This window comes from Bradyrhizobium sp. Ghvi (assembly GCF_900115265.1).
Taxonomy (GTDB): Bacteria; Pseudomonadota; Alphaproteobacteria; order Rhizobiales; family Xanthobacteraceae; genus Bradyrhizobium.
Window position 1 is genome coordinate 799,516 of record NZ_FOVU01000004.1, and the last position, 10,589, is coordinate 810,104.

The 10,589-nt window shown below is 63.5% G+C and carries 11 protein-coding genes; 6 read left to right on the top strand and 5 right to left on the bottom strand.

Annotated elements, in window-relative coordinates:
- Positions 1 to 53 precede the first annotated feature (53 nt).
- Together BM374_RS19385 and tyrS are read right to left on the bottom strand one after the other, a co-directional pair.
- Positions 54 to 1,310, bottom strand: coding sequence for an MFS transporter (locus BM374_RS19385; protein ID WP_092294892.1), 1,257 nt, complete (start codon positions 1,308 to 1,310; stop codon positions 54 to 56).
- Between the two features lie 55 nt (positions 1,311 to 1,365).
- The gene (tyrS, locus tag BM374_RS19390) at positions 1,366 to 2,619 is read right to left on the bottom strand and encodes a tyrosine--tRNA ligase (RefSeq protein ID WP_092294894.1); all 1,254 of its coding nucleotides are present in this window, start codon (positions 2,617 to 2,619) and stop codon (positions 1,366 to 1,368) included.
- A 165-nt stretch (positions 2,620 to 2,784) separates the two neighbouring features.
- Between tyrS and BM374_RS19395 the strand changes: the two genes are divergently transcribed.
- The 3 genes from BM374_RS19395 (at position 2,785) to BM374_RS19405 (ending at position 5,004) form a co-directional block, all read left to right on the top strand.
- On the top strand, positions 2,785 to 3,888 hold the full coding sequence (locus tag BM374_RS19395; RefSeq protein ID WP_092295066.1) for an anhydro-N-acetylmuramic acid kinase: 1,104 nt from the start codon (positions 2,785 to 2,787) through the stop codon (positions 3,886 to 3,888).
- Between the two features lie 91 nt (positions 3,889 to 3,979).
- Positions 3,980 to 4,675 carry a glutathione S-transferase family protein gene (locus BM374_RS19400; RefSeq protein ID WP_092294896.1) on the top strand — a complete coding sequence of 232 codons (696 nt, stop codon included), beginning with the start codon at positions 3,980 to 3,982 and terminating at the stop codon, positions 4,673 to 4,675.
- A gap of 5 nt (positions 4,676 to 4,680) precedes the next feature.
- Entirely contained in the window at positions 4,681 to 5,004 is a 324-nt protein-coding gene (locus BM374_RS19405; RefSeq protein ID WP_092294898.1) for a DMT family transporter, read from the top strand.
- Here BM374_RS19405 and BM374_RS19410 read toward each other — a convergent pair.
- The 3 genes from BM374_RS19410 to BM374_RS19420 all read right to left on the bottom strand — a co-directional run bounded on the left by BM374_RS19410 (position 5,001) and on the right by BM374_RS19420 (position 7,467).
- Entirely contained in the window at positions 5,001 to 5,513 is a 513-nt protein-coding gene (locus tag BM374_RS19410) for a DUF1697 domain-containing protein (protein ID WP_092294900.1), read from the bottom strand. The genes BM374_RS19405 and BM374_RS19410 overlap by 4 nt on opposite strands.
- A gap of 7 nt (positions 5,514 to 5,520) precedes the next feature.
- Positions 5,521 to 6,168, bottom strand: coding sequence for an alpha/beta hydrolase (locus tag BM374_RS19415; protein WP_024337874.1), 648 nt, complete (start codon positions 6,166 to 6,168; stop codon positions 5,521 to 5,523).
- Positions 6,169 to 6,522: 354 nt separating this feature from the next.
- Positions 6,523 to 7,467: a LytTR family DNA-binding domain-containing protein gene (locus BM374_RS19420; RefSeq protein ID WP_143270218.1), complete on the bottom strand. Its 945-nt coding sequence runs from the start codon at positions 7,465 to 7,467 to the stop codon at positions 6,523 to 6,525.
- Between the two features lie 44 nt (positions 7,468 to 7,511).
- On the opposite strand from BM374_RS19420, the gene BM374_RS19425 reads away from it, so the two are divergent.
- From BM374_RS19425 to BM374_RS19435, 3 genes are all read left to right on the top strand, one after another.
- Entirely contained in the window at positions 7,512 to 8,711 is a 1,200-nt protein-coding gene (locus BM374_RS19425; RefSeq protein WP_092294902.1) for an acyltransferase family protein, read from the top strand.
- A gap of 51 nt (positions 8,712 to 8,762) precedes the next feature.
- A complete protein-coding gene (locus BM374_RS19430) occupies positions 8,763 to 9,902 on the top strand; it encodes a cysteine desulfurase family protein (RefSeq protein WP_092294904.1) in 1,140 nt (379 codons plus the stop codon).
- Positions 9,903 to 10,014: 112 nt separating this feature from the next.
- Positions 10,015 to 10,589, top strand: a 575-nt coding sequence (locus tag BM374_RS19435; protein WP_502689447.1) for a SufB/SufD family protein, incomplete at its 3' end; no start/stop codon positions are given.

Genomic DNA, 10,589 nt, shown 5'->3' on the forward strand with positions numbered 1-10,589 from the left:
GCCACCCGTAGTTCCCCGATGATGCGAATGAATTCAAGTTACCTCTAGGAAACCTATCGCCGCAACGCGGGCACGATCAGGAAGGGGACCATCCCGAGCACCACGCTCGCAAGTGCGAAGACGAGCAGGGCATTGTAGCCGTGGGTTGCATCATGGATCAGGCCACCGCTCCAGGAGCCAAACGCCGAGCCCAGCCCGCTGCCGATCGAGATGGTGCCGTAGATGGTTCCGACCCGCTCGCCGCGAAAGATCTTCATCGCGGTCGCCGTGATCAACGGTCCGCGCGAGCCCATCATGCTGCCGAAGCAGACGACGAAGCCGGTGAGCAGAACGACGTTTGGGGAGTACTGCAACAGCCAGAGCAGGGCGATGCCGAGGATCGAGATCGCGTAGCTCAGCAACACAGAGGGCCGGCGTCCGATCAGCCCGTCGAGGGCGGAGACACCTAACATGCCGAACACAAGAACCACGCCGGAAAAGCCCCAGGCCGTTGCGGCCTGGAGCGGCGGAAAGCCCGCATCGATCAGATAAGCCACGATCTGGGCCGCGATCGCATACATGCCGACGGCGGTGAAGAAGAAGGTCGAGAACAGTGCCCAGAAGGCGTGATGGCGCATCGCGCTGAGAAGCGTCCAGCCGTCATCGATGAAATCAGGATCGGTCTTCTTCGCCACATGCGGCGAGCCCGCCGCGAACAGCCGCCACGGCAGCAGCATCAGCGGCACCAGCAGCCCCAATGCGGCAAAGCCGAACACCTGATAGGTCTGGCGCCAGCCGAGATGATCGATCAGAAGCTGCGAAGCCGGCAGCAGCGCCAGCACGCCGCCGCCCATGGCGGAATAGACCACTGCCATCGCAGTCGGGAGCCGCGGTCCGAACCAGCGGCCGAGCAGGATCGAGTTCGGCACATTGCCGATGAAGGCAACGCCGATGCCGACGCAGAGTCCGATCGATATCTGGAATTGCCAGAGCGCTTGCGCGTGGCCTGCGATCAGGAATGCCGAGCCCAGCAGCAGCAGGCCGAGCGCATAGACGATGCGTGGTCCGGAATGATCGAACAGGCGTCCGACCAGCGGCGCGGTCAACCCGCTGATCAGCCAGGTCAGTGAATAGATCGAGACGACTTGCGCGCGATCCCAGCCGAAGTCTTGGGAGATCGGCTTGAGGAAGACGGTGAAACTTTCGCTCAAGCCGCGGCCGAGCACGGCCAGCGTGAAGCACAGCGCGAGCACGACAAGGGCGGTGCGCACGGCGCCTTGCTGTGTGTTGTCTTGTTCCCTGGCCGTTTCCTTGGGCGTCTTCTGATCCATTGCCATCAGGGAGCGCGCTTCGTAGCGCCCTGACAAGCATCAAAAGCTCATACGCCTATGCAGGTCGGATGAGGACGTGCTTCTTCTTGCCGAAGGACAGCTTGATCACGCCCTCCGGCGTCAGGTTGGCCGCTGACAGCACCATCTTTTCATCGGTCACCGGCTCGTCGTTGACGCGCAGCCCGCCGCCCTTGATCTGGCGCCGTGCCTCGCCGTTGGAGGCGACGAGGCCTGCCTTGACGAAGGCGTTGAGCACGCCGAGGCCAGTCTCCAGCTCGCCGCGCGGAATTTCCACTGTCGGCAGGCTCTCGGCGAGCGCGCCTTCCTCGAAGGTGCGGCGTGCGGTCTCGGCGGCTTCATTGGCCGCATCGCGGCCATGCAGCAGCGCGGTCGCTTCGGTTGCGAGAACTTTCTTGGCTTCGTTGATCTCCGAGCCGCCGAGCGCCTCCAGTTTCTTGATCTCGGCTATCGGCATCGTCGTGAAAAGCTTCAGGAACTTGCCGACGTCGGCATCCTCGGTGTTGCGCCAGTACTGCCAGAAGTCATAGGGCGAGAACTGGTCGGCGTTGAGCCACACCGCGCCTTGCGCGGTCTTGCCCATCTTGGCGCCCGATGCGGTCGTCAGCAGCGGCGTCGTCAGCGCGAACAACTGATGCGTGCCCATGCGGCGGCCGAGATCGACGCCCATGATGATGTTGCCCCACTGATCCGAGCCGCCCATCTGCAATTTGCAGCCGGTGCGCTTGGCAAGCTCGACGAAGTCGTAGGCCTGGCAGATCATGTAGTTGAATTCGATGAAGCTCATCTCCTGCTCGCGCTCGAGGCGCAGCCGCACGGAATCCATGGTCAACATGCGGTTCACCGAGAAATGCTTGCCGACGTCGCGCAGCATCTCGATCCAGTTGAGCTTGGTCAGCCACTCGGCATTGTCGAGCATGATGGCATCGCTCTTGCCCTCGCCATAGCGCAGCACCTTTGCGAACACGCCGCGGATCGAAGCCTTGTTGGCCTCGATCTCGGCGACGGTGCGGATCGCGCGCGTCTCGTCCTTGCCGGAGGGATCGCCGACCATCGTGGTGCCGCCGCCCATCAGCGTGATCGGCTTGTTGCCGGATTGCTGCAGCCAGTGCAGCATCATCATGGTCAAATAGTTGCCGATATGGAGCGAGGGAGCGGTACAGTCGTAGCCGACATAGGCGGTTGCCTCGCCCTTGGCGGCGAGGGCGTCCAGCCCCTCGAAATCGGAGCACTGATGGATGAATCCACGTTCCTGCAGGGTGTTGAGGAAATCCGATTTAAATGCAGTCATCTGTCGGCGTGCCTGACAATTCTTGGTTTACTGTTTCAGGAGCAATTTAAGAGTCTTGGGTAGGAACTCGATTGCTGCCCGCCACTTGGCGCTGTGGCATTATAAGATGTGCCTCTCTGGCACAAGATCGGCATGCTGGAGCGGGTCTTTGAGGATGCTGATCCCATGATGTTGACGGCACTCGGTTTGATGAGCGGCACCTCGCTGGACGGGGTGGACGTCGCGCTGATCGAAACCGACGGCAAGCAGGTGAAGGCGTTCGGGCCGTCCGGCTACCGGCCCTACAGTGCGGCCGAGCGTAACCTGTTGCGCCAGGCACTGTCGGAGGCCGCCAACCTGTCGCAACGCGATGCCCGTCCGGGCATCCTGGCCGAGGCTGAACGCACGGTGACGCGGGCGCACGCCGAGGCGGTGGCCGCCTTCGTCGCCCAGAACCGGATGAAGCCGGAGGAGATCGACATCGTCGGCTTCCACGGCCAGACCGTGCTGCACCGTCCCGAGCGGCGGCTGACGGTCCAGATCGGCGATGCGCCGGCGCTGGCCAAGGCGATCCATATCCCTGTCATGCACGACTTCCGCGCCGCCGACGTCGAGGCCGGCGGGCAGGGGGCGCCCCTCGTGCCGGCCTACCACCGGGCGTTGGCCCAATCGCTGGGGCGAGAGGGTCCGCTCGTCGTGGTCAATATCGGCGGTGTCTCCAACATCACCTATATCGACGGCAACGATACGCTGATCGCCTGCGACACCGGTCCCGGCAACGCGCTGCTCGACGATTTCATGTACCGCACCATGAACCAGGCGTTCGATGCCGAAGGAAAGTTCGCCGCGCTCGGCAAGGCGGATGAAGCGTGGATTGCGCGGGCACTGGAGTTGCCGTTCTTCGCAAGCCCGCCGCCGAAATCGCTCGACCGCAACGACTTTGCCGCATTGAGGCTCGGCGACGTCGCGCCGGCCGACGGGGCTGCGACGCTCACTGCTTTCACCGCCGCTGCGATCGCCCGCGTCATTCCGCTGCTGCCGCGGCGGCCGCGCGGCTGGATCGTCTGCGGCGGCGGTGCCCGCAATCTCACCATGCTGCGGATGCTGCGCGAGCGGGTCGGCTCCGCCACCGTCGAGGCCGCCGAGACCCTCGGCTGGGCCTCCGATGCCATCGAGGCGCAGGCCTTCGGCTTCCTCGCCGTCCGAGGCCTCAAGGGCCTACCGCTGTCCTATCCCGCCACGACGGGCGTGCCGATGCCGATGACGGGCGGGGTGGTCGCGCGGCCGTGACCGCGGTTCATGCAGATGCATTGACCTTGACATGTTCATGCAATTGCATTTATATTCGATGCAGTTGCATTGAACCGCCGGGATCCGCTCCATGACTTCTTCCCTTGAGACGTCCGCTTCCCTGAAACTGATCAGCCACAAGCTTTGTCCCTATGTGCAGCGCGCGGTGATCGCGCTGAAGGAAAAGGGCGTGCCGTTCGAGCGCATCGACATCGATCTCGCCAACAAGCCGGACTGGTTTCTGAAGCTGTCGCCGCTCGGCAAGGTACCGGTGCTGGTGGTGACGACAGACAAGGGCGAGGTCGCGCTGTTCGAGAGCAACGTGATCTGCGAGTACATCGAGGAGACGCAAGGCGGCACGAAGCTGCATCCGGCTGATGCGTTGAAGCGTGCCGAGCATCGCGCCTGGATGGAGTTCGGATCGGCGATCCTCGGCGACCTCTGGGGGCTGGAGACGACGACCGATGCCGCGACATTCGAAAGCAAGAGGCAAGCGCTTGCGGCGAAGTTCGCGCGCGTGGAAGCGGCTCTCGATACCGGTCCGTTCTTCGCAGGCGAGGCGTTCAGCTTGGTCGACGCTGTGTTCGCGCCGATCTTCCGCTATTTCGATCTGTTCGACGAATTGACCGAGCACGGCATCTTCCGCGATGTGCCGAAGGTCCGCGCCTGGCGCACGGAGCTCGCAAAGCGGCCGAGCGTACGCACCGCTGTCGGCGCCGACTATCCGCAATTGCTGCGCGCCTTTCTCGTACGCCACGACGCGCACCTCCTCAAGCTCGCGGCCTGACTCTTGTGTCGCAATCCTTGGCCTGGCTGATGCTGGTGATCGCCGGCGCGCTCGATGTCGGCTGGGCGATCTCGATGAAATATGCGGAGGGCTACACGCGCGTCGGCTGGAGCATCGTTTCGCTCGTGCTCCTCGCGGCCTTCGTGTTCCTGCTCGGCCGCGCCTTGAAGGTGCTGGAGGTCGGCATTGCCTATTCGGTTTGGACAGGCATCGGTGCCGCCGGCGCCTTCGTCATGGGCGTCGTGCTGTTCGGCGAAACCTTGAGTGCGATGAAGCTTGCCGGCATCGCGCTCGTGCTGATGGGAATTGTCGCGCTGAAGCTGGCCTAAAGCTCCGCGGCCATCTTTGCCAGCGTAGCGATCGTGTTGATATTGCGCGCAGTGCCGGCCCTGGCGGCGGGGATCACGAGTTTCGACGTCCCCATGCCCTCGCCATAATGCACGTAGATCTCGCGGCGCCCGAGGCGCACTTCTTCGTTCTTCTGGCCGCGAATTCCGGCGAGCGCGTCCGCCGGCGGCGCCTTGTCGAGGAAAATCGCAACCGTGCGGTTCGGTGCCATCTTTGGAAAAGGATTGTCGGCCAGAACCTCTGCCATCTCGACAGCACTGCGCACGAGCACACCGACTGGCGCGCCAGCGTGGGTGTGCAGGCGCTTCTCCAGCGCGGCCTTGATTGCGGATTCCGATTTGCGGCTGGTGAAGACCACATTGCCACTGGCGATGTAGGTGCGCACGGCGGCAAAGCCGAGCTCCTCGCACATCGCCTTGAGCTCGGTCATCGGCAGCTTGCCGGTGCCTCCGACATTGACGGCTCGCAGCAGGGCTACGAACGCGGCCATGTCATTCTTACCGCACGTTGGCGAGGCGCATGTCCAGATAGGCCGTGATGGTCTCCATCAGCGGCTCGAGCTTGGCGTCGAAGAAATGATTGGCGCCGGGAATGATCTGCTGGTCGATCACGATGCCCTTCTGAGTCTTCAGCTTCTCGACCAGCGTGTTGACGTCCTTGGGCGGCACCACGGCGTCTTTCTCGCCGTGCACGATCAGGCCCGAGGACGGGCAGGGCGCAAGGAACGAGAAATCGTAGAGGTTGGCGGGCGGGGCGATCGAGATGAAACCCTCGACTTCGGGGCGGCGCATCAGGAGCTGCATGCCGATCCAGGCGCCGAAGGAGAAGCCGGCGACCCAACAGGCGCGCGCTTCGGGATTGATGGTCTGTGCCCAGTCGAGGGCTGCCGCCGCATCCGACAATTCGCCGGTGCCGTGGTCGAACGAGCCCTGGCTGCGGCCGACGCCGCGGAAATTAAAACGCAACACCGAGAAGCCGCGATGCGCAAAGGCGTAGTAGCACTGGTACACGATCTGATGGTTCATCGTGCCGTGAAACTGCGGATGCGGATGCAGGATCATCGCGATCGGCGCGTTCTTCTGCTTGGCCGGGTGATAGCGGCCTTCGAGACGGCCGGCGGGGCCGGTGAAAATAACTTCAGGCATCGATGATCTCTGGATTGATCTGCTGGAAAGCCGGTCCTGGGCAATCAACCGATTGTGGCCTTCATCGACAGCGATGCCGACGAAAGCGCGAATGGAAGGGTGAGAAGGCGTGCGCCTCGCGGTGATGCGCAGATGGCGCGCGGTGACTTGACGGTGCGCGTTCTAACATAGGCGGCGGGGCAAAAAGCAAGCATCTTCGACATCTATCAATGCGCTCAATAGCTTAGCCGGCCATCCCAGTGTCGCCTCGATCGCACACGGGGCCGGAGAAGGAGACGGCAGAGGTCACATCTGTCGCCGCAACCTATTGGAATCACGATTGTTTATCGGCTGACGTGCGATCCTGGAGGCGATTCACACCGGCGCGGCGCGGCCTCCGAGCGATGCGACGGCGGGCCGATAGCGCCGGCTGCCGCCGAGCGTCTTGCCGTTGTCGAATGTGAGCTCGAAATCCCCTGACGGCTTGAATTCGACGCTGCTCACCCGGTCCAGATTGGCAAGCCGGGTGCGATGAACGCGGACGATTGCGAAGCGGGCGAGCTCGGACTCGGTGCCGGCAAGCGTACCGCGGATCAGGTGCTGGGTGCCGTCGGCGAGGCTGTATTCGATGTAGTTGCCGGCAGAGGCGACCCACATGATGTCGCGCGGTGCGAGGCGAATACGGCTGGTGCCGTCCCGGAGCCAGATCAGATCGGGCAAGGTTTCCTCTTGCGGGGCAGCCGGATGGGCTTCTTGCGCGGCCTGGCGCAGGTCTCGACGGCTTTCGAACAGCCAGAGCGTTGCCCCGATCAGCAACGCGGTCACCGCGTCTTTGCGGAACTCGTACAGGACCGTCGCGATCGAGAAATGGAAGTCGTAGGCGCTGCCTGCGAGCCAGAGCATCAGCTTCCGCAAGCACACCATTCCGGCGATATGGAGCGCAGAGAAGCCGAGCAGGGCGATCGCGCCGATTCCGATTCGTCCCCCCAGGCCCGCCGTCCGGTGCATGCGACGGACCGACAGCATCAGGACCGGCATCAGCACCAGGATCACGATAATGCTGGACAGCTCCCAGAACAGGCGCCGGCCGATATCATAGCTGTCGCCGCGCCAGGCGGCATCTTGTGCGCCGGAGAGCGCATTGACGATGCCGATCACGAACGCAATCGCGGCGATCGCAGCAAACACCGCCCAGTCGCCGTTGATCCCGTCGGACCAACCGCTCGTCCCTGATGACGACGCCTCGTCCCCTCGCGCCCGGTTCTGATCCCAAACCGTCTCGACGGGCTCCGTTTCGGGAGCATTTTGGCCGTCAGCCATGGCCCGAAAACCGCAGATGTCGAAACGTTAGGGAGCAGAGACCCATGTCAGCACCACAGCAACATTCAATATCGGAACGACGCATCGATCTGGATTGGGTGCGGATTCTAGCGTTCGGGCTTCTGATCTTCTACCACGTCGGCATGCTCTACGTGTCCTGGGGATTTCACATCAAGAGCGAGCACCGGCTGATCTGGCTCGAGCCGGTGATGCTGGTGCTCAATCCCTGGCGGCTGTCGCTGCTGTTCCTGGTCTCCGGGGTCGCCAGCCGCTTCATGCTGGGCAAGTTCGAGTACCGGCTCGCCGCCTTCGCCCGTGCGCGGTCGGTGCGGCTCTTGATCCCGCTGCTCTTCGGCATGCTCGTGATTGTGCCGCCGCAATCATATCTCCAGATTGTCGCGAACCTCGGTTATTCCGCCGGTTTTGCCGACTATTACATCCACCATTATCTGGCGTTCAGCGCGCAATTCTGTCCCGACCCCTGCATCGTGCAGCCGACCTGGAACCATCTCTGGTTCGTGGTCTATCTCTGGGTCTACACGATGGCCGTGCTGGGGGTGCTAGCCCTGTGGCCGGCGGCCGCCGAGTGGATCGGGAACAGGCTCGCGGCTGTCGTCACCGGACCGTGGTTGCTGGTGCTGCCCTGCCTGGTATTTGCTGTCTGGCGGCTGTCTCTCTCGCCGATCTTTCCCTCGACGCATGCCCTGTTCGGCGATTGGTACAATCACGCTGACCACGCGACCGCGTTCCTGATCGGCTTCCTGCTCGCGCGGCAAGGCGGCATCTGGCGTGATCTCGAGCGGCAACGGTGGCTGGCGCTGATGCTTGCAGCCTTGTGCTACGTGGCCTTCATACTGATTTATGCCGGCTGGTTCCCCCAGTCGCCGGTGCTCCGATGGTTCGCCGGTTCGGCCTACGGCTGCTACCAATGGCTCGCGATGGCGGCGGTGCTCGGCTTTGCGCGGCGCTATTTGACCGCTGACGGCCCGGCGCGCCGCTATCTGACCGATGCGATCTTTCCCTTCTACATCGTGCATCAGACGGCGATCATCGTGATCGCGCATGCGCTGCGCGGCAGCGGGCTGCCTGCGGGAAGCGAGGCCACGATCGTGATTGCAGGCACCGCGCTCACCTGTCTGGCCAGCTACGAGATCGTGCGGCGCGTCGGCTGGCTGCGTCCGCTGTTCGGGCTGCGGATGGTGTTGCGTTCTCCGGCAGGGATAGTGCAGCAACAGCCGGCCTGACGTGCAGCGGCGCCCGATTGGCGCGGGGGCAAAAGGTGCTAAGAGGGCGCCATGCCAAGCCGTGTCTATCTCGACTGGAATGCGACCACGCCGTTGCGCCCCGAGGCACGGGCGGCGATGGTCGCCGCCTATGAGCTGATCGGCAATCCGTCCTCGGTCCATGCCGAGGGACGGGAGGCACGGCGGCGGGTCGAAGAGGCCCGCGCCACGCTCGCGACGGCCGTTGGCGCACTGCCGCGGAATGTCGTCTTCACGTCCTCCGGAACCGAGGCCAATGCGCTGGCGCTGTCACCCGGCATGCGCGGCCGGTCGGGCGGGCCGGTGCAGCGGCTCTTGGGCTCTGCAATCGAGCATGCCTCCGTGCTGGCAGGCGGCCGGTTTCCGGCAAAGAGCACCGGCCAGATCCGTGTCACGCGCGCCGGCGTGATCGATCTGGATCACCTGCGGGAACTGCTCGCCGGCGGCCCGCCGGCACTGGTCTCGATCATGGCCGCCAACAACGAAACCGGAGCCCTCCAGCCGGTCGCGGATGCGGCGCGCATCGTCCACGAGGCCGGAGGCCTCCTGCACGTCGATTCGATCCAGGCGCTTGGCAAAATTGCGTTCAATATTAACGAGGTGGGTGCGGACCTTGCGAGCTTTTCTGCGCACAAGATCGGCGGCCCCAAAGGCGTGGGCGCGCTGGTGGTGAGCGAGGGGCTCGCCGGGTTGGAACCGATCCTGCGCGGCGGCGGGCAGGAGCTCAATCGGCGGGCCGGAACCGAGAACGTTGCCGGGATCGCGGCCTTCGGCGCCGCGGTGAAGGCCGCCCTTCAGGCTTTGCCGGAGGATGCGAAGCGGATGGCAACCCTCAGAGATCGCTTGGAAAACGGCCTTCGTGCGATCGCTGGCGCAAGGATTTTCTCGGAGGATACGGAACGGTTGCCAAATACCGTCCTGTTCACGGCCCCTGGTCTGAAGGCGGAAACGGCCGTGATTGCCTTCGATCTGGAAGGCATCGCCGTATCCTCAGGGTCAGCCTGTTCCTCCGGAAAGGTCCAGCCCTCCCACGTGCTCTCGGCGATGGGGTTCGATCCTGCCGTGGCCCAGGGAGCGGTGCGTCTCAGTCTGGGCTGGTCCACGGAGGCTGGGGACATCAATAGGGCGTTAGAGGCTTGGCGAAAGCTCGGTAATAGCCTACTTAAGCCCTAAGCGATGAAACACGGCTTGAACGGTTCTAAGTCGTGCTTTCTACACAGAAACATCGTAATATTAGTCCGAGTTTGATCCACCGCGGTCCTTGAAACCGCGAGCGGAGGATGGAATGCCAGCCGTACAAGAGACGGTCGAGCGCGTGAAGCGCATCGACGTCGACCAGTATCGTTATGGGTTTGAGACCCTGATCGACTCCGAGAAGGCCCCCAAGGGGCTGTCGGAAGAGATCGTCAAGTTCATCTCGCAGAAGAAGAATGAACCGGACTGGATGCTGCAGTGGCGGCTCGAGGCCTATCGGCGCTGGCTGACCATGCGTGAGCCGACCTGGGCCCGCGTCGACTATCCCGAGATCGACTTCCAGGATCTCTATTACTACGCGGCGCCGAAGCCGAAGAAGACGGTCAGCTCGCTCGACGAGATCGACCCGGAGATTTTGAAGACCTACGAGAAGCTCGGCATTCCCTTGCGGGAAGTCGCCATGCTCGAAGGCATCGAGCCCAAGGTGGGCGAGGACGATCCGGCCCGTCGCAAGATCGCGGTCGACGCGGTGTTCGATTCGGTTTCGGTGGCGACCACCTTCAAGGCCGAGCTGAAGAAGGCCGGCGTGATCTTCATGCCGATCTCGGAAGCGATCCGCGAGCATCCCGAGCTGGTCCAGAAATATCTGGGTTCGGTGGTGCCGAC

Excerpts from the sequence above, each read along its gene's own strand:
- BM374_RS19385 (WP_092294892.1), bottom strand. The coding sequence starts at position 1,310 with ATGGATCAGAAGACGCCCAAGGAAACGGCCAGGGAACAAGACAACACA.
- tyrS (WP_092294894.1), bottom strand. The coding sequence starts at position 2,619 with ATGACTGCATTTAAATCGGATTTCCTCAACACCCTGCAGGAACGTGGA.
- BM374_RS19395 (WP_092295066.1), top strand. The coding sequence starts at position 2,785 with ATGATGTTGACGGCACTCGGTTTGATGAGCGGCACCTCGCTGGACGGG.
- BM374_RS19400 (WP_092294896.1), top strand. The coding sequence starts at position 3,980 with ATGACTTCTTCCCTTGAGACGTCCGCTTCCCTGAAACTGATCAGCCAC.
- BM374_RS19410 (WP_092294900.1), bottom strand. The coding sequence starts at position 5,513 with ATGGCCGCGTTCGTAGCCCTGCTGCGAGCCGTCAATGTCGGAGGCACC.
- BM374_RS19415 (WP_024337874.1), bottom strand. The coding sequence starts at position 6,168 with ATGCCTGAAGTTATTTTCACCGGCCCCGCCGGCCGTCTCGAAGGCCGC.
- BM374_RS19420 (WP_143270218.1), bottom strand. The coding sequence starts at position 7,467 with ATGGCTGACGGCCAAAATGCTCCCGAAACGGAGCCCGTCGAGACGGTT.
- BM374_RS19425 (WP_092294902.1), top strand. The coding sequence starts at position 7,512 with ATGTCAGCACCACAGCAACATTCAATATCGGAACGACGCATCGATCTG.
- BM374_RS19430 (WP_092294904.1), top strand. The coding sequence starts at position 8,763 with ATGCCAAGCCGTGTCTATCTCGACTGGAATGCGACCACGCCGTTGCGC.